Raw genomic sequence first — 22,729 nt, forward strand, 5'->3', positions numbered from 1 at the left:
GGGCCCTAGACAAAACGGACGATGCGCGCGGGTCGCGCGACGCCCATGATCCGACGACGGATTCACGAGAATCGGCGTGCTTTTTCCGGGAGACGGTCATCATGACGCGCGCGACCCCATACCAGGCAGGATGCGATACCGGCGATGCGGGAGCGCCCTTCGCGCTGTCCGGCTTGTCGGCTGCCGACGTCAGCGGCTTGCTGAAACACGTCTATCGCGGCCCGACGGAGTCCACGCCGTGGGCCAGTCTGCTCGAATGGCTGCGCGAGCGCTTCGATGCGACCTTCGCAACGCTCGTGCTGCGCAATCCCGCGAGCGAACACGCCGGCCTGATCGTCAACGCCTCCGTCTATGGGGCGTTGTTGCCCGGCGAGCCGTCGTACAGCGAGACCTACTATGCGATGTGTCCGTTCACCGAACTGCCGGCCGGCCAGACGATCACGGGCGACGAAATGTTCGGCGAGGCCGCCTGGTCCACGCACGAGTTCTACCTGGAGTACATGAAACCGCTCGATCTGCGGTACGTCCTGGCGTCCGCGCTGCGGACCGACACAGGGGTGGAATGTACCCTGTTCGTCACGCGCGGGCACCGCAGCCAGGATTTCGGCGCGGCAGACAAGGCATTGATCGCCGTGCTGTCGCCGCATCTGCAGCAGGCCGTCGCGCTGTACAACACGCTCGACGAACTCGAGGCCGAGCGGATCCTCTATGCCGGCACCATCGACCGGATGCGCGTCGGCACCGCGATCCTCGATGAATCCGGCAGGGTCATCAAGCGCAATCTCGCAGCGGACCGGCTGCTCGCTGCCGCCGACGGCGTCTATCTGAGCCAGGGTGCCCTGCATGCGCATTGCCCGATAGAGCATCGAAAATTCCAGAAACTGGTCGACGCGGCGCTCGAAGCGCGGCTGCACGCCACCACGCCGCGCATGGAGGTGACGACGTTGTCGCGCCCCGGCGGCACCGCCCCGCTGAGTGTGCTGATCCGTTCGATTCCCCGCACCTACGACGCACGCGAGCGCTTGCGGCGGCCCGCGCTCGCCGTGTTCATTCGCGATCCCGTCGGATCGCCCGAAGCGTCGCGCGAGACGCTGCGCAAACTGTTCCATCTCACGCCGAACGAAACCGAACTTGCCCTGTTGCTCGTCGACGGGCTGACCCTCGATGAAGCCGCCGAAGCGCTCGGCGTTGCGAAGAACACGGCACGCACGCACTTGCGCGGCGTTTTCGCCAAAACGGGCGCAACCCGTCAGGCCGTGCTGGTGAAGATGCTTCTCAATAGCGTCGTCGGCATGGTCTGATCGCGCCGCGCGATGCGTTGAACTACGCTGCCCCGGGCCCCCGGGGCGTGTCGTCCGGGACTTGCCGCCATCCGAGCGAACGGTACTTGTTCTCGATCAACAGATGAATCAGCACGCCGTAGATCGCACAGGTGGCCGGCACGGAAAAAATGAGCCACTCGCTGCCGCCGACGACGCCCGGCAGCAGCGCCATGCATAGCCAGATGACGGCATGGCTTCGGAATCCGTTTGCCAGGAGGTACACCGGCCCCAGGAAGAACGCGGCCAGACACGCGCCAATGCTGATTTCCTCGATGTGACCGTGAATCGGATCCCTAAATTTCACCCCCATGGCTCCTCCGAATCGGCGATGTGTGTATGCCTGCCGGAGCGTAAACAGCCCGCGTCCCCCTAAAGTCCCCGAGGCGAACCCCGCCGCGGGAGACACGTCTGAGCGATGAATGTTTTGCCAGACGAAACCGCTTGCATGGCGGCGCCCGACGGCGTGCTGCACCGCCACATCAGCCTTTTCGGACGATCGCGGCGCCTGCCGACACGCTGCCCCGATTTATGCGACGATTTCGCCGTTGCGGGCGATGCGCCGCTAGCGGCCGCATCCGGAACCCGCGTCCCCCCGATCGTCAGTTCCATTCGTTCAGTCAGTTCATCATGACCACTTCCCTCAAGATCGATTTCGTCTCGGACGTCGCTTGCCCCTGGTGCGCCATCGGCCTCGCCTCGCTCAAGCAAGCCATCGCGCGCCTGGGTGCCGACGTCGATGTCGACCTGCACTTCAGCCCGTTCGAGCTCAATCCGGAGATGCCGCCCGAAGGCATGCTGCTGTCCGACTATCTTTCGCGCAAATATGGTCTCTCGCCCGAACAACTCGCCCAGAATCAGGCGAACATCACGGCGCGCGCCGAATCGGTCGGTTTTCCGATGCGAATGGACCTGCGCACACACGCGTACAACACATTCGACGCGCACCGTTTGCTGCATTGGGCGTCGACGATCGGCAATGACAAGCAACAGGCGCTGAAGGAAGCCTTGTTCAAGGCGTACTTCACGGAAGGCAAGCAGACCAGCGACCCCGAGGTGCTCGTCGCTGCCGCCGCCGCCGCCGGGCTCGATCCCGCCCGCACGCGCGAGATCCTCGCGTCCGGTGAATACGCCGATCAGGTGCGCGCGCTCGAGGCGCACTATCAAGGCCTCGGCATCCGTTCGGTACCGTCGATCATCTTCAACAACCGGCACCTGATATCCGGCGGTCAACCGGCCGACGTCTTCGAGCAAGCCATCCGCCAAATCATCGCGCAGGGCTGACGATCATGCTGCCTGTCTCCGAAACCGCTGCCGAAATCGCGTTGCCGCCGGCGCAGCCGAAGTTGGCGCCCGACGCACCGGCCGCCGGCCGCGGCAAGGCGATGGCGGCGATCCTGCTCGCCGTGTCGCTCGCGAGTCTCGATACCGCCATCGCCAACACCGCCCTGCCGCAAATGGCGATCGACCTGCGCACGACGCCCTCGGCGTCCGTATGGATCATCAACGCCTACCAGCTCGCCATGGTCGCCACGCTGCTGCCGTTCGCCTCGCTCGGCGAGCGCGTGGGCCACAAGCGGGTGTTCATCAGTGGCATCAGTGTGTTCCTGCTCTCTTCGCTGCTGTGCGCCCTCGCGCCCTCGCTCGGCTTTCTGGCGACGGCGCGCGTGTTGCAAGGCGTCGGGGCGGCGGCGGTCATGAGCGTGAACATCGCGCTGATCCGCTTTCTCTATCCGCCCCATCGGCTGGGGCGCGGCATGGGGATGAACGCGTTGGTCGTCGGCATTTCATTCGCGATCGGCCCGACGCTGGCCTCCGTCATCCTGTCGATCGGGACGTGGCCATGGCTGTTCCTGATCAACATTCCGACAGGCCTGCTCGCGTTGCTGCTCGGCCGGACGCATCTGCCGGCAACGCCGCGCAGCGCCCACCGGCCGGACATTGTCGCCGCGCTGCTCAACGTGTTGACGTTTGCGTTGCTGATTTTCGCGCTGGGACAGGCCGCGCAACGAGCCGACGCGGTATCCACGTCGTTCGCATTCGCCGGCGCGGTGGTGAGTGCGCTGCTGCTGATTCGCCGCGAACGCGGTCATCGTGCGCCGATGCTGCCCGTGGACCTGTTCCGTTTGCCGATGTTCGCGCTGGCGACGGTCACCGCGATTTGCGCGTTTGCGACGCAGGGGCTCGGGCTCGTTTCGCTGCCGTTCTATTTCGAGAACGTGCTGCACCGCAGCCCGATCGAGACCGGCTTCCTGATGACGCCATGGCCATTTTTCGTGGCCGCCGTGGCGCCGATCGCAGGACGCTTGTCGGATCGTTATCCGCCCGGTGCGCTCGGCGCGATCGGACTCGCCATGCTGTGTGCGGGCATGACGCTGCTGGCGTTGATGCCGGAACACGCCGCCGTGTGGGACATCAGTTGGCGCATGGCGCTATGCGGTCTGGGTTTCGGCTTTTTCCAGTCACCGAACCTCAAGGCGTTCATGGCGAGCGCCCCACCCGAACGCAGCGGCGGCGCGAGCGGCATGGTCGGTACGGCGCGGCTGCTCGGGCAGGCCAGTGGTGCAGCGCTTGTCGCGTTAAGCTTCGGTATCGCGGGACCGCATGGCCCGACGCTTGCGCTGGCATGGGGCGCGGCATTCGCCGGCCTGGGCTGCCTCGCCAGCGGCGCGCGGCAGTTGATTTGAACGGATTCGATCGTCACTGCAATGTCACCGGGCATCGCTAAGCTTTTGATGCATATGATGACGCTCCCACATTCGACGCCGCGCGCTCCCGCGTGTGCCATGGTACTCACGCGCACCGGTTTGCCGCTGCTCGGCCGTGTCGCCACGGTTGGCCTGCTGGCCTGCGTGTCGGCCGCTTGCGTGACGATCTCCGTACACGCGGCCCCCGCCACGCCGCAGCCATCGGCAAATCCGCTGATCGTTGCCCATCGCGGCGGCACGGGCGACATGCCTGAAAACACCCTGCCGGCCTTCGCCAGTGCGTTGGAGAATGGCGCCGACGCGCTTTGGATGACGGTGCAGATCACACGCGACGGCGTGCCCGTGATGTACCGTCCGGCCGATCTGGCGGCACTGACCGATGGCCGCGGCAAAGTCAATGCACTCGACTACGCCGAACTGCGCACGCTCAACGCCGGTTACGCATTTACCCGCAAAGGGGCGGACGGCGCGCCTGTCTATCCGTTCCGCGACCATCCGGTGGCGATCCCGACCTTGCGCGAGGCGATTGCGGCCGTGCCGCCGTCAGTGCCCATCCTGCTCGACATGAAACAGGCCCCTGCCGCGCCGCTCGTCGAAGCGGTTGCCAAGGTGCTCGACGACACCGGCGCGTGGCCACGCACACGACTGTACTCAACCGATGCCGAGGCGACGGATCGCATGCGGGTTCGTCGCCCGCAAGCGCAACTGTTCGAATCGCGCGATGCGACGCGCAACCGCCTCGTCGGCGTAGCGCTTGGCGGCGCATGCCTGTCGCCGCCGGCCCCGGGCACATGGGCCGGCATCGAGTTTGAGCGCCAGGTGGAGGTCGTTGAACACTTCACGCTGGGCCAGGGTGTCTCGAAAGTGGACGCACACTGGTGGACGCCTGCCGCCGTCCAGTGTTTCAAGTCGCAGGGCGGCGTACACATCGTGGCATTCGGCGTGGAGACGCCGCAAGCTTACGACGCCGCCGCCAGGCTCGGCATCGACGCGGTGATGACCGATTCGCCGAGCCGCCTCAAGGAAGCGCTGAAGCAGCGTTGAGCGCATGAACCCTCGCGCCGGCCCCTGCCGCGCCGAATCGATGGCGATGCGGGTGATTGAAGACAGCTACCGGGGGGACTTGCCCTTGACGGTAACGGCGGCGAGCGGCACCGAAGACGTAACCGCCTCGCCCAGCAATCGCTGCAGGGTAGCCGGTTGGGTCGTCAGATCCGCCAGCGTATAGCGGTCGAGTACTTTGAAGTAGGCGCCCAGCGCTTCGCCCAACACCCCGCGCAAGCCGCAGGCCTGCGTGATGACACATGCATTCCCTTCACTTTGGAAACACTCGACGAGCGCGAAATCGGGCTCCATGGCCCGGACAACGGCGCCAAGATTGATCGCCTCGGCCGGTTGCCCAAGCCGGATTCCGCCGGCGCGCCCGCGTACCGTATGCAGGAACCCGGCTTGCCCGAGCTTCTGGACGATCTTGACGAGATGGTTCTTGGGAATGTCGAAAGCGTCTGCGACCGATTGAACGTGCACCAGCTCGCCGGGGTGAACCGCGGCGTAGATCAAGGTGCGCAAGCTGTAGTCGGTATGGTCGGTCAGTCGCATGAAGGCACGCAAAAAGGGGCGTCGCCAGTTTAACATGGCCACGAGATGCATCTTTATCGCGCTGCCGTTTCGATTGCCGCGTGCCGCTGCCGGAAATGCCGCTACGATCAAGGCAACTCCAGCATGCCCATGGTCGCCGCCTTGAGTGCGGCGACGTTGCGTGAGGTCACACCGAATTTGCGCCGAACGTTGCCCATATGAAAGTTGACGGTCGCTTCGGAACATCCGCAGATACGAGAAATTTCCCAAGTCGACTTACCATGTGCGACCCAGGTCACGCATTCCCGTTCGCGTGGCGTAAGACGCGGCGCCGCCTCGTTGGCGTGCTGCTCGACAAAACACCGCCCGCTCTCCTGCGCGGCGTCGCGAAGCAGGGCGAGCGACGGCAACGTTTGGGTCAGGCGGGCCAGCACGCGCGGCTGCGCGCATTCGCGCGTCGCCAGGCAAAGCATGCCTGGCGACAGCCCCGGGCCGTGCATTGGCAACAACACGCCGGTACGCAACCCGTGGCGGCACGCTTCGGCGTAAAGCGCCCGCTGTTCCGGGCCGGCATACTGGCGCGATGTCCACACCAGCGGCACGGCATGCTCGCGCGCATGGGCGACGAGCGGGTCGATCTGTGCGAAATCGCATTCCCGGTAACGGCGGCGCCAATCGGAGGGATACGTGCTGCACGCGAACGTCGCCTGTTCGCAGGTCCCCTGCCGTGGCAGGACGGCGAACGCCGTGTGCTGAAAGCCGAAGCCGCGCGACAGCGTCGTCAGGGCAGCGAACCAGGATTCGACGTCACGCTGCGCGGCCAATTCCAGATGCCGCAGCCAATGACAGAAGGTCAGTGCACCGGATGCCATGCCACCTCGCCATTTCAGAGGCCTTCGCACAGGCGCGCGAATGCCGGTTGCGGGGGGCCGGTCGTGGGGGGCGGGAAGATCGCGTGCGAGGCGTCGCCGCCGTCACGCGCGTGCGATCATCCTAACAAGAACTTCAGCGGCGCGGGAGGCCCTGCGTGCCGGCACGCGCAGATCCCGGCGCCGGATCGATGCCGCAGGACGCTATTCGGAAATCTCGTAAGCCAACGAAAACCGAAAGCAGCCCAGCGGTACGCCGTCACGTCCGGTCAGCATGATGCCGACACGAAACTCCCCCCGCCCCTGCCCCAGGACGGACATTTGCCAGAAGTGGTCGACGGCCGGCCGGCGTAGCGGCCGCTCAGGATGCTGCGCCTGCGGCACGCCGATCTCCGCGTGCGCATCCACTTCAGACGACGGGCTCGACAGTGAGCGACTGTCTTGCGGCTGCCGAACCTCGCTGAGCAGCACCGCATGTTCGCCCCGCAAGGCCAGCGCTGTCGCGCGCAGCCGCAGCTTCGCGCCCGCCGCGGCGCACACGCGCAGCCGGCCTGCCCGGTCCGCCTCGATGCCTTGCATCGACGGTGCAAGGACAAAAGACGCTTCCCCATCGACCGGGGTCGGCATGCCGGGATCGCGGCTCGCGCCGGGATACCGGGCGAGCAAAGTCAGTACGTCGACGGCGAGCAGGACGTCGACGATCTGCGCCGAGTCCCGGGAACACGATTGTGTCGAAGACATCGTTACTCCTGTGGTTGGCGTGCGAACGTGTCGCACGCGCGCGCCGCAAGCCGCGCCGGCGCGCGCGGGGCGCCATGGCGCCCGATGGACGTCAGTCGTTGCGGATGCTGATGAACGGATCCCATTGATAGCAGCCGCACAGCTTCCCGCTTCGATCAAGGATCATGAACTGGAAGTGATACGTGACGCGGCCGCGTTTGAGCGTTTCACACGACCAGAAATAGTTCGACACCATCTGTTTCTTCGGCTTGGTCGGATCTTGCGGATTCGGGACGGGGATGCAGACTTCCGACTCGCGCGACGACGGCGGCGAGATCAATTCGTTGCCCTGATTACCGATGAATTTGTAGAAAATGCATTGCTGCTCGAAGCCGAGCGACAGCGAGCATTCACGCCAACGAATCACGTCGCCGATGGTAGCGGCGACATCGAGTTCGCCGCCCGCCTGACCGCTCACCACATTGCCTTGGGTGACAATCATGAAGACGTGCTTGAAATCGATGAGCGGCGGATTGCTGATGCTGCTGTTCCTGCCGTAGCGGTCGAGAATCGTCTTCGTGTCGATCGCGACCAGCACATCCGTGACTTGGGACATATGCGCTCCACAATGAGGTTTGACGGAAATCGTGCGGGCGCATTGCCAGCAGCACGCCCCGCGCGCGGCATGTCGGTCGGGACGTCGGGACATGGCGGCGGCAACCGATAGGCCGTGCCCCAGTCTAGAAAGCACCGGCAGGCGAGAATAGCTAGCAACCTGGATAGGTAGACGCGCACGCGTACCCCGCGCATGGCACGTCGCGACGTGGCCAGGCTGCACTATCATATAAATTTACGCATATTTGGGTAGCGGATCATGCGAAAACCACATGTGCATGCATCGGCAAAGTTGCCTTGTTTTCCGGGGCCGGCGCTTTCGGACGGCGAGATTGACGAGAGCGAACGGCGCTTTAGATCGCTCATAGATGCAATGCCCCAAATGGTGTGGACAGCCAACCCGGAAGGCGGGGTCGAATACTATAACCAACCGTGGGTCACCTATACAGGACTCACGATTGAGCAAACCCAAGGCTGGGGTTGGGAGCCAGCATTCCACCCGGATGATTTGCAACCCACCATCGATCGCTGGTCGAGCGCCCTGGAAAGGGGCTGCGAATTTGAGATTGAATTCCGCTTGAAGCGAGCCTCCGATGGCGTCTATCGATGGTTTCTTGCCCGCGGATTGCCGGCTAAAGACGTCGATGGAAATCTCGTCAAGTGGTTTGGCACCTGTACCGACATCGAGGACCAAAAGCAGGCGCGGGCGGCGGCCGAACGCGCCAACCGCGCAAAATCGGATTTCCTGTCCAGCATGAGTCACGAGTTGCGCAGCCCGCTCAATGCGATCCTCGGTTTCGCGCAACTGATGGCATCCGATTCCCCGCCGCCGACGCCGTCCCAGCGGGCCAGCATCGATCAGATTCTGCGGGCCGGATGGCACCTGCTCGAACTGATCAATGAAGTCCTCGATCTCGCGAAGATCGAGTCCGGGCAGGTGTCGCTATCGCCGGAAACGGTGTCGCTGGCCGACGCCATGCGCGAATGCGAAAGCATGGTTGAGCCGCTGGCGCAACAGCGTGGCATTCGCATGGGCTTTCCCAGGTTCGAGGTCCCTTGCTTTGTGCGTGCCGATCGGACCCGCTTGAAACAGATTCTCATCAACCTGCTTTCGAACGCGGTCAAATACAACCGCGAGCGCGGCACGGTCGAGGTGATGCGCGGCATGCGCACGCCGGACCGCGTTCGCATTAGCGTCCAAGATTCCGGCGCCGGATTGTCGCCGGAACAGCTGGCACAGCTCTTCCAGCCATTCAATCGTCTCGGACAGGAGGCCGGCCCCGAGGAAGGTACGGGCATCGGCCTCGTGGTGGCCAAGCGCCTCATCGAACTGATGGGCGGCGCCATTGGCGTGGAAAGTACGGTCGGCGCGGGCAGCGTGTTCTGGATCGAAATGGACTCGGCGCCCGCCCCGCAGATCGTAGCGGCCGGCGCCGAACCCGCCGCGCCTGCCAAAGCGCCAGTCGAGGACGGCGCGTCCGTGCACACGCTGCTCTATGTCGAGGACAACCCGGCCAACCTGAAGCTTGTCGAGCAACTTATCGCGCGCCGCGCCGACATGCGCTTGCTGACTGCGGCGACCGGGCGACTCGGCATCGAACTTGCGCGCGCCGCACTGCCGCAGGTGATCCTGATGGACATCCACTTGCCCGATATCAGCGGCGTCGAAGCCCTGAAAATTCTGCGCACAGACCCCGCAACAGCGCACATTCCCGTCATTGCCCTCAGTGCGAGCGCCATGCCGGACGACATCAAAAAGGGCATGAAGGCAGGATTCTTCCGGTACCTGACCAAGCCGATCAAGCTCGATGCGTTCATGGACGCGCTAAACGTGGCACTGGAATCCAGGAATAACGACGCTGTCCACGGCGAATGAAGCGGGACGCTGGCAATGGACCGTTTGCCAGCCCACCGCCATTTGCCCAGACGCTTCATCCGCGCATTATCCCTTGTCACGATGTGAGTCCCGTGCTGGCGCGAGGCGTTCACACCGCTGCCGCCGTTCGCGGACGTGAATTCTCCTCGCCATCACGCGGATCGTGCTTGTGCTGCGACGTCAGACGGTAGCGGCGATTCCGATCGTGTCTCCTCGTCCCCCTCATGTGCGCTGCGCAATGGCCCTGCGGCCCGCTCGCCCTGGGTATCGACCGGCGCCTCGCTCCGCGGCGTGGCCGAACGCAGCAGGAATGTTGCAAGACTGGGCACCACGATCAGGGCGCCAAACATGTTCCAGAGAAACATGAACGCAAGGAGGATCCCCATATCGGCCTGGAACTTGATCGGCGACCAGACCCAGGTGATGACTGCGGCAGCGAGCGTCACGCCGATCAACGCCACCACCTTGCCCGTAAATACCAGCGCCTTGCCATAGGCATCGGCCACCGACATCCCGCGCCGCTGTTCCACCAGCTGGACACTCAGTAGATAGAGTGCGTAATCGACGCCAATGCCAACGCCCAGCGCTGTTACCGGGAGGGTTGCCACCTTGACGCCGATGCCCAGCGTTACCATGAGTGCTTCGCACAGAATGGAGGTCACAATGAGAGGGAGGACCGCCACGACCACCGCGCGCCAGTTTCTAAATGTAATGAAGCACAACAGCACCACCGCCGCATACACATAAAAAAGCATTGTGCGATTAGCGTGGGAAACCGAAATGTTGGTCGCCGCCTCGATGCCCGCATTGCCGGCCGCCAGGAGAAATTTACGCTCCGCCGTGTTGTGCTTTTCGGCAAACGCCTGGACGGTCTGCACCAGCCGCTGGAGCGTTTCGGCCTTGTGGTCGGACAGAAAGGCAACGACTGGCGCCACCGAGCGGCTGTCATTGAGCATCTCGGGATTCGAGTCGTAGACGTAGTTGATCGCGTCGTTGATGACGAACGTGTCGCGATTGATCGTGACCCATTTTTCCGAGCCTTCGAATCCCGCGGACGTATACAGCCGTGCCAGGCTTGCGGCCGAGACCGTCGTCTGAACCCCGGGGATTTCACGCAGTTGCTGCTCCAGACGGTCCATTTCCAGCAGCGTCTCGAAGCTGAGCAGACCATTGACAGGCGTGGTGACAATGACGGCGAATTGATCGCTCGACAGCTTGTAGTGACCAGTGACAAACGTATTGTCCCGGTTGTATTGGGAATCCGCCCTCAATTCGGGCGCGCCGGGATCGAGATCGCCGATCTTCAGGTGGCGTGCGGTCAGGAAGCCACCGGTGGTCAGGATGGCGGTAAAGACCAGCACGCCGGCGGCCCAACGAGGCCGCGTGAATCGTCCAAACCAGCGCGGCAGAGGGTGGTCCCCTTCGCTGGCCTTCAAACTGCGCTGCGCCGCACGCGGGCTCACGCTGGTATAGGACAGCAGGACAGGCAGCAGGATCAGGTTGGTGAAGATCAGCACCGCCACCCCGATACTGGCCGAAATCGCCAGGCCCCGAATGACCGGAATGTCGATAACCGAGAGAACGGCGAAGCCGACGGCATCGGCCAGCAGTGCCGTCATGCCCGCCAGAAAGAGGCGGCGGAAGGTATATCGGGCGGCGACATAGCGGTCGGTGCCGCGTCCGATATCCTGCATGATCCCGTTCATCTTCTGCGCGCCGTGCGACACGCCGATGGCAAAGATGAGAAACGGCACCAGCACCGAATACGGATCCAGTACGAATCCGAACAGCCGCATCAAGCCTAGTTGCCAGGCGACGGCCATCAACGAACAGAACACGACCAGCAATGTGCTTCTGACACAGCGCGTATAGAGCAGGATGATGGCCGTGGCGATCAGGGCCGCGAATATGAAATAAGTAAATACTCCGATGAGTCCGTGAATCAGATCGCCAACCAGTTGCGCAAAGCCGATGGCATAGATGCGTACGCCGTCCTTCTCGTACTGCTTGCGAATTTTGGATAGCGCTTCGTGGAAGGCCCGGTAATCGAGCGGGTTGCCTGCCGCGTCGGTTTCCAGCAGGGGCACGAAGATCATGCTCGATTTCTGATCGTTGGCCACAAGCGACCCGATGATTCCGGAACGACTCACGTTTTGGCGCAAGTTCGCGAGGCTGCCGGCCGACCCATCATAGCTGTCCGGCATGACGGGGCCGCCCTTGAAGCCCTCCTCGGTGATTTCGGTCCATCGGACCACCGGCATCCAGAGCGACTTCATGTACGAGCGGTCGACGCCGGGAATCAGAAAGACCTGGTCGTTGATCTTGCGCAGGACGGCCAGGTATGCCGGATCGTAAACATCCCCCTTGGTGTTCTCCACGACGATGCGCACGGAATTGCCCAGTCCGCGCAGCGAACCGGCATTTTGCTGATAGTTTTGCACGAACGGGTGCGACAACGGCATCATTTTTTCGAAGCTGGCGTTGATTTTCAGCTTCGATGCCGCGAAACCCAGCAACACTGTCAGCAAGACGCATGCCGCCAGAATCAGGAATCGATTGTTGAAGATTACGCGCTCAAGCAGCACGCCTGAGGCCTTGTCGAAGTCATCTCGGGACGCGACAACCGGCATCGCATCCAATTGGGGTGTCGGGGCTGTCATAGTCTATGGAACCTTGGATAGATTGTCGCCACGCACCGGCCTACTGGCCGGTGCCGGAAAGCATTTCGGTTCGCGCGCCATCCAGACCGGTGACGACCGCGGCGGTGTGATTGATCAGGGCGAGACCGGTGTAGCGCATCGGACTGGCGGCATGAACCACCTTGAACGAACGCCCGTCCCTATCACCGATAAGGAACTGGCCCGCGCTATTGACCAGCACGAAGTTGCCCGCATCGCCATTCACGGCCCCGGACGTAACGGTGGCGTCGGCGGGCATCTTGAGCGCCTCCCAGCGGCTGCCGCCATCGTCGCTGCGGTACACCACCCCGCGCAGGCCGAATGCCAGTAGCGAGTTGGCATTGCCCACGATGCCGAAGAAACTGCCCGCATACCCGGTCGCGGTCTTCCGGAAGCGCCGGTTTGCCCGATCCAGCTGATAGACCATGCCATGTTCACCGACGATATAGAGATTCCCCCCGAGGCCTCGTACGGCGTTCAGATTCAGCCCTTTTTCGTTGTCGATCCGATGCAGCCAAGGCTCCCAGGTTTTGCCGCCATCCACCGTTGCCGCGATCATGCCGAACGAGCCCACGACGAAACCTCTGTCGGCATCGTCGAACCAGACGTCCAGCCACGGCAAGGTCGGACCCGCCTTGAAATTCCGCTCGATTTGCGAGGCGGCTGCCTGTGTCGCGGGATCGGCGGCGCCGGCTCCGTAATATTGCTTGAATACCCCGGATGCGATTCGACCATCCAGTTGCTTTGTCCAGCTTTTGCCGCCGTCCGAGGTATGCAGGATCACCCCGTCATGCCCCACCGCCCATCCGTCGCTCGGATTCGGGAAATGAACGGCAAGCAGATCGCTTTGCACCGGTACCGCGGACTGGGTCCAGGTCTTGCCCTGGTCTGCCGATCGCATGATCAGGCCCCGCGATCCGACCGCCACCAACGCATCACCGGCCCGCGCCACGGACAACATCGGGCGCGTGCTGATGCCATTGCGCATCTGCGCGGGAAGGTCCAGCGGATCCTGGAACTTCGGCTCCGCCCACGTCGGCATCGGCGCGATCGCCGTGCCGAGAAGCGCACCGACGCAGAGGGTGCGGATCAAGGTTCTACGTGAATATGTTTGCATGGTAACTACCGCTTCGCTGCATTCTGAAACAGTCTCTCGATGACGATGGCGCCGCCGGGCAGAGAAAAAAACGGGCAGTCCGTGTGAAAACGGACCGCCCGTGCAGGCCGGATCAGCGCACGCCCGCCGCTTCCACCGACTGCGGCGTGAGGTTGATTCTCAAGCCTTCCGCAGTCTCATAGCTGCGGGAAAAGCTGTCCGGCTCTCCCGTCATGTTGGTGGTGAAATAGTTACCCTTGATCAGATCGTACGTAATCCATCCGAAACCATTCACGCCACCCACGTCATAGGTCGGGTAGGGCGTGTTATGGAAAACCCGCCAGATCTTGCCGGCATTGTCGTACGTCTCTTGAGAGACCATGCACCAGCAGTCCTCATCGATGTAGAAGGTGCGCCGGCTATAGACATGGCGGGCACCACTCTTGCGCGTGGCATCCACTACCCAGACCCGATGCTTTTCGAACCGCAGAGCGCTCGGGTTCACGAACTTCTTTTCCAGGTAGTCTTCCTTCTTCGACAAGGTGTTCGTAATGCGGAAATCGTTGTAAGGCACCAGCATTTCCTTCTTGCCCACCAGCTTGAAGTCGAAGCGGTCCATGCGGCCGACAAAGCCGAAGATTTCGTCCCAAAGGATCGCGCCGCCATAAGCTGCGATCGGCACGTCATACGCAAACTCGGGCGCCATCCGGATTCGCCGCTGCCCCGGGGTATAGAACCATACCTTTTGCCCGCCGTCCTTACCGGTCGGCAGGTAGTAGTTCAGGAAGACCACGCCCGCAGAGGATGGAGGCGCGACCTGCAGCGCATTAAAGCCCAGTATTGAATTGAACGTCTCGGACCGGAGCTTGTTTTTCACGTCGTACCAAGGCGCGACGAAATGCTCGTCCGGTACGGACATGGAACTTACGCCGCCTGCGGCATCGACCAGGTAGGCATGCGCCAACAGGTGGGTGACGGCGGGCTTCAAATGCATCTTGAAGTTCCACATCACCTCGTAGCCGTTCTTCGGAATCGGGAAGAAGACCCCCGGGTAGGGCAGATCACCCTTATCGGCACCCGTCACGGCATCGCCCTCGACGTCTCCGGACAGCTTGGCCGTGGTCGCGTTCTTCAGGGTGTTCTCGAGCACCCAGGCGGGATAACGCACGCTACGGTGCGTCGGGTACACGTCGATCCGAAAATCGGGATGCGTCGTCATGAGCGCCTTGGTTCCCGGCGTGACCATGGCCTCATACTGCGCCAGGTTCTTCGCACTGACCGAATACAACGGCTTTTCACCGGCGAACGGATCGACATACTTGGCCGAGGTCTTGCGATCATAGCCCGGCACCTTCTCGATACCGCCCGTATAAGCCGGAATCGAACCATCGGCATTGGGCCCCTTCTCCGCACCGAACCCGGTCAGCGTGGTTTCAAGCGTCTTGGCTTCATCGGCGGTAACAGCGGCCATCGCGCCGGCAGCGACCAATGCGCTCATGCCAGCAGCCAAGCAGAATTTCATTGCAAGCAGTCGTTTTGACACGTCAGTCTCCTGAATTAAGCACGTTCAGAATGAGCTTTTGAGCGTTAAGCTCACCCATCCCCTGTCGTTGAGTGAAACCGGGCCATTTCCTCCAAAACCCGCGTAGGATGTCCCCAAACCCGGCACGTTCGTGGTCGGACCGTGGTGCCAGTAGTAGCCGTTATAGGCCAGAGTGATCGTCGTGTTCGACTTGTAGGTAAACTTGACGCCCGCCGAATAAATGTTGGTGCCCTGAGCGTAGAAACCGCCCGCGGCATAGGCGGGATTCCCCTTGAGACCGATGGTGTAAGACAGCGGCGCGCTCATATCCCATCCGGGAAATACCTGCAGCCACTGCGGCTCGAACAGTACGGCCAGCGCAAGCGCCTGTTTGGTCGCGCAGCCATCCCACTTGTTGTTGGTCGTGCACGCGGCGTGGCCGACGCCGTTGAAAAGCTCAGGGTGGCCCGTCACCTTCAACAGGTTCGTGTAGCTCAGCTCGGCAATCAGGGTGCCGGTGTCCCAAAGGGGCGTGGTGCCGAGCTGCACGAGCGCGTTTGCAACGACGTTGAAGAGATTACCGGTTGCACCCTGCGTGGTCGGCACACCCGGAATCCCGTTTGTGAACGCACTGTTAAGCGCCGTATTTTGCCGATACGAGACCTCGTAGCCCGTGCTGATCGGGCCGAAAGTCCGCTCGTAGCTCATACCCAAGAGTTTGACTTTTTGCGCATACGAGAGATGGACCGCGCCTCCGCCTGCCGCTCCGATATCGGCAAGCGCCCATGGATGCACCTCGTCAAACTGGCGATAGTAGAAGCCGAGATCGCCTTTCGCCCACTCCGGCGACCATGCCACTTTCACGCCAAAATTGTTGTTGAGGTTCTTTGGCTGGTCATCTCTGCCGGCAGTGACCGGTCCGCCAAATGCGCCCGCAAGCGCGCCGCCACTCTGAGGCCCGCGATACAGGATGTCGAACGAGCCCAGATAGGTGCCCCCCTCCGGATAGCGGTTCGGTTCGAACTCGAGAAAATACTGGCCGGTGACCGAGAGTTCCGGCGTCAGTTGAGCGGTCACGAGCGCCTGGGTTCGCGGCAGGAACAGTTCCTTGACCTCGGAGCCAGGCTGGGAGAATCCCTTGATGAAATCAATCGGGGACTGCGAATAGGCGATGTTCGAGAAGCCAAAGAAGAATGCGTTGCCCCAGAATTGCGTCAGGCGCCCGAACTTCCCGTAGACCGGCGTATCCCCGACCTTGCCATTGGCGAATACAAAGGCATCCAGCAGCTCACCGCCCTGAATGTGGTATTTCTTGGTCGCACCGGTATATTGGCCGCTTGGGTACGACAGGAACGTTGAAAATGCCGGGTTCGGATTCGTCTTGACCGTATCTGAATAGGCGAAGTCCTTCCAGGCCGATCCCGAAAGGCGGAATCCCGTCCAGCCTTGATAGACGCCCTGAAGCTCTACCAGTGCCTGCGCACGGTTGGTCACCATATCGCCCTGATTGGCGAACTTGTAGTCGCCCTCGGCGAAGAACGGATGATTGCCGATGTAGTTGTTCAGCTTCTGCGCACGCCATCCCCCCGTGTACTGCACCGAGGTGTCGAGATTGACATCCCAATCGCCGCCGGTCTCGAACTTATAGGCGTGCGCCGCACCCGTCATCCCAAGCAATGCCGCGGCTAACGCCGTTGCCTTGAGCGTCCCTATACCGCAAGAACGGTGATGCCTGTTGCTCATGCTGTCTCCTTTATTGAACTTATGGCACTACTGACCACCCGCAGACACTTCTCGTCCAGACACTCCCCGACACCTGGATTTTTTTATTTCTCGGGGATGGGGTGTCAGGCCCGACCGATCGGGATCATTTCCTTGACGTGAAAATCCTGCACACCCGTCGTGCGCAACTCACGCCGCTTGAATCGCCACTGACCATCGACGCGAACAACCACATCGTGATACTGCCCCCACAGGATTCCGTCAGGCCGCTGCTTGCGGTAGCGGTGCCACGCATACAGCACCGAGCGCACGCTCGCCTCGTTCTCGCCCGTGAAGTCGATGCTGACGTTCGAGACGTGATGACTGGTCGCCTCGAAGAAGGTCCCGATCCCTTCCAGCGTCTTCGCGTACGCCTCGCGCCCCGCGGCACCGAAGTTCGGGCCATAGACCACCAGGCAGTCCTCGACGAACAGATTCGCCAGCTCCGCCGGGTGATTCATGTCCAGGTGAAACGCGTAGTCAAAAAGCAGCCGCTGGATCTGTTCGGCGAAAACAAGCTGCTGCACGTTCGCTTCGTTCGTTTGAAGATTCATCGGGGCCTCCACCCTCAGTCAACATTTGTGTTGAGAATATGCGCAGTCAACACAAGTGTCAACTAGGATTGCAACGGATGTGTGAATGCATGCAACGCGGCCGCTGCGCCGCGGCTTGACAGGATTCCCGGTCGGCACGAATTTATCAACGTTTGCGTTGACCAAGATCCCGTGCTTATGGCAACATGGCCTGAACATCGCTCACAACAGGCACGAACATGGTTTCCCTCGATGACATTCGTACCGAGGCGCTCGCACTTCTGCGTTCTGTAGAAAACGGCGATCCTCTCAATGAACGGACGCAGGCATTGATCGAGCTGGCGGTGCGTGCGTCGGTCACAACCCTCGACATGACCGGATTCGAACGCTTCGCGGAGCGCGCACTGGCGGCGGGGGCGAGCGGCGCGCAGATCCATGAAGTGCTGGTGCTTGTGTCGGGGCTGGGGGTCCATTCGCTGATGGAGGGATCCCGCAGGCTCGCCCGCTTGATGCGCGATCGAGGGCACGACGCGATGACAGCACCACTCGACGAGCAACGCTCGAACCTTTGGGCCAAGCACGTAGGCGACGATTCGTATTGGGATTCGTTCGAACGCGAGGTGCCGGGATTTCTCGACGCACTGCTGCGACTGTCACCCGAAGCGTTCGAAGCCTTTTTCCACTACTGTGCCGTGCCGTGGAAGACTGGCACGCTCAGTGCCGTAACCAAGGAACTGATTTCGATGGCCGTCGACGCAACCCCTACCCACCGCTACCTTCCGGGGATGCGCCTGCATCTGCTCAACGCCATTCGGCTCGGTGCCGGGCGGTCAGCGATTCTTCAAGCGCTGGAAATCGCCGCCGGCGGCCCCTCGCACTGCGGCGTTCGCTGAACGCCTCTGACGTGGCGCCCTGATTGCCGATACTTCGGCGGATTCCGAGGGCGCCCGGAATATCCCGCTCCCACGGAACCCGCGTCCGTGCAGACGGCACGCGTGTCGCGCGTGCCGCCTCTCAGTTGTGGCGGGTCGGAAGCCAGCCGACTTCGCTGGCCTCGTCACGTCCGGTCCGCTGATTGAAAGCCTCCAGCGCCCGGTTCACCACTCCAGCGATGTCGATTCCGGTCACGGAGGTCAAGCCGCCGTCGACCGCGAGGGTCTGCCCGGTGACATGGCGGGCGTAATCGGAGGCAAAGTACAGGACCGCTTCCGCGATGTCGCGCGGATGTCCCGCTCGGCGAAGCGGTGTGACAGACCCGTATGGCTGCTCCAGCGATTCGATGAATTCGTCGTACTGGTCTGGACGAATCTTGCACACGGTGGCGATGATCGGCGTGAGGATCAGTCCCGGCGCAACTACATTGGAGCGGATGCCATTTGGCGCGAGTTCATACGTCGCCGAGCGCGCCAGTTGCACCAGCCCCGCCTTCGCGGCGTCGTAGGAGGCCGCCGACCAGCCTGCCTGGATCCCGGCAATGCTCGAGACCGTGACGATGCTCCCGCCCTGGCCCTGCGCGATCATCTGACGCCCGGCGTATTTGTGTCCAAGTGCTGCCGAGCGCAGCAGCAACGTGACTGTCTTGTTGAAGCCCTCGGCATCCAGCTCGAGCAGTGCAGTCTGATCGCCGAGCGCCCCGGCGTTATTGACCATGACGTCCAGACGACCAAACCGTGCGGCACAAAACGCGACCAGCGACTCGATGTCGTCTTCACGTGTAACATCGGCCCGTTTGAACGCGACATGCTCCGCACCGTATCGGTGCTCCAGTGCCGCACCGTCCTCGCTGATGTCGCCGACAACCACTTTCGCCCCTTCAGAGACGAACAGGTCCACAATGCCCTCGCCTATACCCCGTGCCCCACCCGTGACAATGGCAATTTTTCCTTCAAGCCTTCTCGACATAAGTGTCTTCTCCGTGATTCTGCATTTGTGTCAATACCGGCATCGCCTGGAGATATCCGGTGACCGACAACGCGCCTAACACCGTCCCTAACCACATTACGGTACGCATCATTCCCAACTGGGCCGGGTCGAACCAATGCGCTGCGTCGTGCTCCCAATTCAACGTTACGATTTCCGTCAGGCTTTGAAAGTGAAAGGCGTGAATCCGCCAAACATTGCCTTCAGAATCGTGTTGCTCCACGACGGCAGTATTTTGTAATTCGAGTTCAGCTGCAGCGATACCCGCTTCCTCAGCAATTTCAACGAGCGCTTGAGTCAGGGGATCCTCGCACGAGGGTAAGTACCCCGTGATGCAGTGCCACAGCCCCGTGTCCCACGTCACGCCGTCGCTACGGCGGAACAGGCCGATCCGCCCGCGATGCGTCAGCACCACGGCAACGACTTCACGACAGGACGTTGGGGACCATTCCACTGGCGGTGCCTCTGCGCGTGCTCAGAGCGTCGGGTCGATCACGGGCTTGATTGCCGCGCCCGACTTGACCGCTTCGAGCGCCTCGTTGGCCTGCGAGATGGCAAATCGATGGCTGACCAGACCGGCAAGCGGATAGCGATCCTGCATGCGAGCCGCCAGGTGCATCGCCTCGTGATAGTGCTTCGGTTTGGGAAAGGTCGCACCGCCGATGCGCAGGTTTTTCGTGGTCAACTCACGCGGCGATATCAGCGCGGTCCCGATGGCGCCCCACAAGCCCAGCACAATGTAGCGGCCGTGGCTGCCCGTCAGGTTCGCGCCTTCCGGAAACGCCCGCAGCACGCCTGCTGCCTCCACGACCACGCTCGGCCCGCGTGGCCCCACGCGATCGTAGACTTGCCTGCGGCGCTCCGCTTCGTCCGTCCCGCTCAGCGACACGGTCGCCGTGGCGCCCAACGACATGGCCACCGCCAGGCGCTCGGGCACCTGATCGATAACGATGATCTCGCTCGCTCCCGACAGGGCCGCCACAAACACCGCGGCCAGCCCCACCGGACCGGCGCCCTGCACCACCACCGTGTCCCCGCGCCCCACCGGCCCGCACTTGTCAAAGCCGCGCAGTACCGTGGGCAAGGCGCAACCCAACGCCGCCACGGCTTCCGGCTGCGCGTGGTCCGGCAGCCGATAAAATGCCATGCCGTTCGGCAACCACGCGTAGTCCGCGTAGCTGCCCCAGTTGGGCCGCCTGGCATGCTCGAAGAACTGGGAGTTTTCGCACGGGGTTTCGTCCAGCACCGTGCACGAGTAGCTGCGGTGACACAATGCGATTGGCGCCCAGTAAACGAGATCCCCGGCCTTGACAGGCACACCGGCATAGTCCGTGGTGACGCCGTCGCCCAGCTTCTCGACGCGTCCCACGCCCTCGTGGCCGAGGATGATGGGAAACGGCATCTGTCCGGCCTCGCCCGATACGATATGCGCATCGCTGCCGCAAACGCCTCCGAGCACCACGCGCACCAGTGCGCCACCCGGCTGAGGATCGACAACCGGCACATCCCATGTCTCGACCCGGTTCGCCTCTACCAATACCGCAGCTCGTCCTGTTTTCACGATCAATCCCTTTGTCCGGTGTTGCGCGGGGGCACCGGCGGAACAATCCCCGCGCCTTGGGCTGAATATGACGCCCTTCGTCGGCGAAGCGCGATCCCGTGCCGATGCCCGATGCCGGGTTTGCGCGTTTCTTTCGGATGTCTAAAGTACGCTTACCTTGGGTACCACCTCATGCGCCAGCCGTTGCAACGACTCGATCCAGGGTTGCAGATCGTCGATATAGTCGTGGGAATTCGCTGCAATCTGGCCCCACCCGCCGGCCTTTTCGGCGATACGTTCGAGTTTTCGCGCCACGGTTTCCGGGGAGCCGCACAGCCATACGTGCTCGGCGAGGAAATCCATATTGATCTCGCTCGGGTGGATTCCGGTACCGGAGTCGTCGATGATGCCCTGGAAGAGATTGAACTTTTTGTAAATCGCACCCAGATAATTTCGCCAGCTTTCGCCCAGGCCGCCGTTGATGGCTCGACGCTTGGCCTCTGCGTCGGAGTCAGCAATCAAGATGTCCCGGCATATCCGAAACCTCGACCGATCAGTCGCAAAGCCCTTGGATGCGGCAGCCGCTGCCCAGGTATCCCAGTGAGACTTCATCACTTCCGTGCCGCCGAAGAAGGAAATCGGGCTGTAATTGCGCTCGCCGGCCCATTTCAGCGACGACGAATTCTTGGTCAGGCCGGTGACCGCCACCTCCATGTTTTTCCAGCCACCCCACGGGCTGTTGTCCGCGTACTCGACGACGTATCCGGGGAAGTCGGCTTCGCCCGGGTAGCCCGCCTGGCAATACGTGCCCTTGTGCTGGAAGGGTTTGCGCTCCCACACGCGCTCCATGAGTTCGAGGGCCTCGAACATTTGCGGCTGCAACTCCATGATGCCGGGAAAACCCTGCAAAATGGCGTCCGTGTGATGGCCGCCTGGCGCAACCCCCAGGAAGTAACGCCCTTCGAGAACCTGCGACAACCAGCCCACCCTGCTCGCAAGGGTGGCCGGCTTGTGGTACGGAAGCAGGTGCGCCATCGGAGCGAACCGGATATTCTTTGTCAGAGGCGCCGCCGCGCCGATGACGATATCCGGACAGGGAATGTTCTCCCACGCCAGGGTGTAGTGCTCCCCGATCATGAAATCCGCGAATCCCTCCTGATCCGCCACCACTGCCAACTGCAAGGACCAATCAAATACCTCGCGCGCTGTGCGCTTTGGCAGGATATAAGGGGTGTGGAAAATTCCGCATTTCACCGTAATGTCTCCTTCAGGTAGTAATTAGACTCGTAAGTCCCGCATACTTAGACGAATGTACCTTCGTCGTCCTTGCTCGAGAACCTCGGGGCGACCAGCCGCATGAACTTCTCCAGTTCCTCATTGTTCTGTTCGGGGTCCAGGTGCCCCTGCCCGAACATGAGGAACAGCTCGTTGAAACCGAGCCGGTCGTGCGCCCTGCCGATCTGATCGGCAATCTCCTCGGCCGTGCCCATCAGCACGTTGGGCATGCGCTGGCCGTGCGGGATGAACCACTTGTCCCAGAACCATTTGTGCTCCTCCATCAACGCCTGCGCACGCCCCTTGTCATCGGTGAGCATCAGGAATCCGCCCCAGGCGCCGACCTCCTCGCGCGGCACCTCGTGACCCGCGCCCTTGGCAACCTCCGCATAGCGGTTCCACAGCGTCTCGCAAAAATCCAGATCCCCCGACAACACGATCGGCTTGCCTCCCTCGCGCGCCCAGAAATCCACCGTGCGCATGCTCCCGGCAAATCCCCCATAAATCCTCGGGTGCGGACTCTGATAACAACGCGGCGCGATGCCGATCTCACGAACGATGCCATCGGCATCCATCCCCTTGCCATATGCCGCATACGCCGGGTGGCCCGCCGAGCCCCCATTGGGCGGAAATTCCCAATGCTTGCCCTTGTGGCTGAATACGTCGTTGGCCCAGGCCTTCTTGATCACCTGCAGTGATTCTTCGAACACCTCCCGGTT

Annotated in this window: 21 protein-coding genes; 6 read left to right on the forward strand and 15 right to left on the reverse strand. The window is 62.3% G+C overall.

All coding sequences use genetic code 11. From position 1 onward, the window contains the following. The first annotated feature begins 101 nt into the window (after positions 1–101). Positions 102–1,301, forward strand: a complete 1,200-nt coding sequence (locus PTE30175_RS24380; protein WP_150699655.1) for a helix-turn-helix transcriptional regulator — start codon at positions 102–104, stop codon at positions 1,299–1,301. A gap of 22 nt (positions 1,302–1,323) precedes the next feature. On the opposite strand, the gene PTE30175_RS24385 is transcribed toward PTE30175_RS24380, so the two are convergent. Beyond that, positions 1,324–1,632 carry a hypothetical protein gene (locus PTE30175_RS24385; RefSeq protein ID WP_150699656.1) on the reverse strand — a complete coding sequence of 103 codons (309 nt, stop codon included), beginning with the start codon at positions 1,630–1,632 and terminating at the stop codon, positions 1,324–1,326. Positions 1,633–1,949: 317 nt separating this feature from the next. On the opposite strand from PTE30175_RS24385, the gene PTE30175_RS24390 reads away from it, so the two are divergent. The 3 genes from PTE30175_RS24390 to PTE30175_RS24400 all read left to right on the forward strand — a co-directional run bounded on the left by PTE30175_RS24390 (position 1,950) and on the right by PTE30175_RS24400 (position 5,071). Next, positions 1,950–2,603, forward strand: coding sequence for a DsbA family oxidoreductase (locus tag PTE30175_RS24390; protein WP_150699657.1), 654 nt, complete (start codon positions 1,950–1,952; stop codon positions 2,601–2,603). Between the two features lie 5 nt (positions 2,604–2,608). Then, positions 2,609–4,006: an MFS transporter gene (locus PTE30175_RS24395; RefSeq protein WP_150699658.1), complete on the forward strand. Its 1,398-nt coding sequence runs from the start codon at positions 2,609–2,611 to the stop codon at positions 4,004–4,006. Between the two features lie 99 nt (positions 4,007–4,105). After that, entirely contained in the window at positions 4,106–5,071 is a 966-nt protein-coding gene (locus tag PTE30175_RS24400; protein ID WP_150699659.1) for a glycerophosphodiester phosphodiesterase family protein, read from the forward strand. A 66-nt stretch (positions 5,072–5,137) separates the two neighbouring features. Here the strand turns inward: PTE30175_RS24400 and PTE30175_RS24405 are convergent, their stop codons facing one another. The 4 genes from PTE30175_RS24405 to PTE30175_RS24420 form a co-directional block, all read right to left on the reverse strand. Beyond that, entirely contained in the window at positions 5,138–5,626 is a 489-nt protein-coding gene (locus tag PTE30175_RS24405) for an Rrf2 family transcriptional regulator (protein ID WP_150699660.1), read from the reverse strand. Between the two features lie 107 nt (positions 5,627–5,733). Further along, positions 5,734–6,477: a helix-turn-helix transcriptional regulator gene (locus PTE30175_RS24410; RefSeq protein WP_150699661.1), complete on the reverse strand. Its 744-nt coding sequence runs from the start codon at positions 6,475–6,477 to the stop codon at positions 5,734–5,736. 201 nt (positions 6,478–6,678) lie between these two features. After that, complete coding sequence (locus PTE30175_RS24415) at positions 6,679–7,215, reverse strand: AidA/PixA family protein (RefSeq protein WP_150699662.1); 537 nt, start codon at positions 7,213–7,215, stop codon at positions 6,679–6,681. A gap of 91 nt (positions 7,216–7,306) precedes the next feature. Continuing rightward, positions 7,307–7,810, reverse strand: coding sequence for an inclusion body family protein (locus PTE30175_RS24420; protein WP_150699663.1), 504 nt, complete (start codon positions 7,808–7,810; stop codon positions 7,307–7,309). Between the two features lie 258 nt (positions 7,811–8,068). Between PTE30175_RS24420 and PTE30175_RS24425 the strand changes: the two genes are divergently transcribed. Further along, complete coding sequence (locus tag PTE30175_RS24425; protein ID WP_150699664.1) at positions 8,069–9,685, forward strand: PAS domain-containing hybrid sensor histidine kinase/response regulator; 1,617 nt, start codon at positions 8,069–8,071, stop codon at positions 9,683–9,685. Positions 9,686–9,837: 152 nt separating this feature from the next. On the opposite strand, the gene PTE30175_RS24430 is transcribed toward PTE30175_RS24425, so the two are convergent. From PTE30175_RS24430 to PTE30175_RS24450, 5 genes are all read right to left on the reverse strand, one after another. Then, positions 9,838–12,345, reverse strand: coding sequence for an efflux RND transporter permease subunit (locus PTE30175_RS24430; RefSeq protein WP_150699665.1), 2,508 nt, complete (start codon positions 12,343–12,345; stop codon positions 9,838–9,840). 40 nt (positions 12,346–12,385) lie between these two features. Next, complete coding sequence (locus tag PTE30175_RS24435) at positions 12,386–13,480, reverse strand: WD40/YVTN/BNR-like repeat-containing protein (protein WP_150699666.1); 1,095 nt, start codon at positions 13,478–13,480, stop codon at positions 12,386–12,388. A 112-nt stretch (positions 13,481–13,592) separates the two neighbouring features. Next, positions 13,593–15,002 carry a DUF1329 domain-containing protein gene (locus PTE30175_RS24440; RefSeq protein WP_150699667.1) on the reverse strand — a complete coding sequence of 470 codons (1,410 nt, stop codon included), beginning with the start codon at positions 15,000–15,002 and terminating at the stop codon, positions 13,593–13,595. A gap of 24 nt (positions 15,003–15,026) precedes the next feature. Beyond that, on the reverse strand, positions 15,027–16,724 hold the full coding sequence (locus tag PTE30175_RS24445) for a DUF1302 domain-containing protein (protein ID WP_150699668.1): 1,698 nt from the start codon (positions 16,722–16,724) through the stop codon (positions 15,027–15,029). 104 nt (positions 16,725–16,828) lie between these two features. Continuing rightward, positions 16,829–17,296, reverse strand: coding sequence for a nuclear transport factor 2 family protein (locus tag PTE30175_RS24450; protein ID WP_150699669.1), 468 nt, complete (start codon positions 17,294–17,296; stop codon positions 16,829–16,831). Between the two features lie 218 nt (positions 17,297–17,514). On the opposite strand from PTE30175_RS24450, the gene PTE30175_RS24455 reads away from it, so the two are divergent. Beyond that, complete coding sequence (locus PTE30175_RS24455; RefSeq protein WP_150699670.1) at positions 17,515–18,168, forward strand: carboxymuconolactone decarboxylase family protein; 654 nt, start codon at positions 17,515–17,517, stop codon at positions 18,166–18,168. A 121-nt stretch (positions 18,169–18,289) separates the two neighbouring features. On the opposite strand, the gene PTE30175_RS24460 is transcribed toward PTE30175_RS24455, so the two are convergent. The 5 genes from PTE30175_RS24460 to PTE30175_RS24480 form a co-directional block, all read right to left on the reverse strand. Continuing rightward, a complete protein-coding gene (locus tag PTE30175_RS24460) occupies positions 18,290–19,177 on the reverse strand; it encodes an SDR family NAD(P)-dependent oxidoreductase (protein ID WP_150699671.1) in 888 nt (295 codons plus the stop codon). Further along, on the reverse strand, positions 19,161–19,610 hold the full coding sequence (locus PTE30175_RS24465; protein WP_191629199.1) for an NUDIX domain-containing protein: 450 nt from the start codon (positions 19,608–19,610) through the stop codon (positions 19,161–19,163). Before PTE30175_RS24465 ends, PTE30175_RS24460 begins: the two co-directional genes overlap by 17 nt. A 60-nt stretch (positions 19,611–19,670) precedes the next feature. Continuing rightward, a complete protein-coding gene (locus PTE30175_RS24470) occupies positions 19,671–20,756 on the reverse strand; it encodes a zinc-binding dehydrogenase (RefSeq protein WP_150699673.1) in 1,086 nt (361 codons plus the stop codon). A gap of 141 nt (positions 20,757–20,897) precedes the next feature. Beyond that, a complete protein-coding gene (locus tag PTE30175_RS24475) occupies positions 20,898–21,989 on the reverse strand; it encodes an LLM class flavin-dependent oxidoreductase (protein ID WP_150699674.1) in 1,092 nt (363 codons plus the stop codon). Positions 21,990–22,036: 47 nt separating this feature from the next. Beyond that, a partial coding sequence (locus PTE30175_RS24480) for an LLM class flavin-dependent oxidoreductase (RefSeq protein WP_150699675.1) occupies positions 22,037–22,729 on the reverse strand: 693 nt, incomplete at its 5' end.

Origin of the sequence: Pandoraea terrae, assembly GCF_902459695.1 — a bacterium.
GTDB classification, from domain to species: domain Bacteria; phylum Pseudomonadota; class Gammaproteobacteria; order Burkholderiales; family Burkholderiaceae; genus Pandoraea; species Pandoraea terrae.

Excerpts from the sequence above, each read along its gene's own strand:
- PTE30175_RS24380 (WP_150699655.1), top strand. The coding sequence starts at position 102 with ATGACGCGCGCGACCCCATACCAGGCAGGATGCGATACCGGCGATGCG.
- PTE30175_RS24385 (WP_150699656.1), bottom strand. The coding sequence starts at position 1,632 with ATGGGGGTGAAATTTAGGGATCCGATTCACGGTCACATCGAGGAAATC.
- PTE30175_RS24390 (WP_150699657.1), top strand. The coding sequence starts at position 1,950 with ATGACCACTTCCCTCAAGATCGATTTCGTCTCGGACGTCGCTTGCCCC.
- PTE30175_RS24395 (WP_150699658.1), top strand. The coding sequence starts at position 2,609 with ATGCTGCCTGTCTCCGAAACCGCTGCCGAAATCGCGTTGCCGCCGGCG.
- PTE30175_RS24400 (WP_150699659.1), top strand. The coding sequence starts at position 4,106 with ATGGTACTCACGCGCACCGGTTTGCCGCTGCTCGGCCGTGTCGCCACG.
- PTE30175_RS24405 (WP_150699660.1), bottom strand. The coding sequence starts at position 5,626 with ATGCGACTGACCGACCATACCGACTACAGCTTGCGCACCTTGATCTAC.
- PTE30175_RS24410 (WP_150699661.1), bottom strand. The coding sequence starts at position 6,477 with ATGGCATCCGGTGCACTGACCTTCTGTCATTGGCTGCGGCATCTGGAA.
- PTE30175_RS24415 (WP_150699662.1), bottom strand. The coding sequence starts at position 7,215 with ATGTCTTCGACACAATCGTGTTCCCGGGACTCGGCGCAGATCGTCGAC.
- PTE30175_RS24420 (WP_150699663.1), bottom strand. The coding sequence starts at position 7,810 with ATGTCCCAAGTCACGGATGTGCTGGTCGCGATCGACACGAAGACGATT.
- PTE30175_RS24425 (WP_150699664.1), top strand. The coding sequence starts at position 8,069 with ATGCGAAAACCACATGTGCATGCATCGGCAAAGTTGCCTTGTTTTCCG.
- PTE30175_RS24430 (WP_150699665.1), bottom strand. The coding sequence starts at position 12,345 with ATGACAGCCCCGACACCCCAATTGGATGCGATGCCGGTTGTCGCGTCC.
- PTE30175_RS24435 (WP_150699666.1), bottom strand. The coding sequence starts at position 13,480 with ATGCAAACATATTCACGTAGAACCTTGATCCGCACCCTCTGCGTCGGT.
- PTE30175_RS24445 (WP_150699668.1), bottom strand. The coding sequence starts at position 16,724 with ATGAGCAACAGGCATCACCGTTCTTGCGGTATAGGGACGCTCAAGGCA.
- PTE30175_RS24450 (WP_150699669.1), bottom strand. The coding sequence starts at position 17,296 with ATGAATCTTCAAACGAACGAAGCGAACGTGCAGCAGCTTGTTTTCGCC.
- PTE30175_RS24455 (WP_150699670.1), top strand. The coding sequence starts at position 17,515 with ATGGTTTCCCTCGATGACATTCGTACCGAGGCGCTCGCACTTCTGCGT.
- PTE30175_RS24460 (WP_150699671.1), bottom strand. The coding sequence starts at position 19,177 with ATGTCGAGAAGGCTTGAAGGAAAAATTGCCATTGTCACGGGTGGGGCA.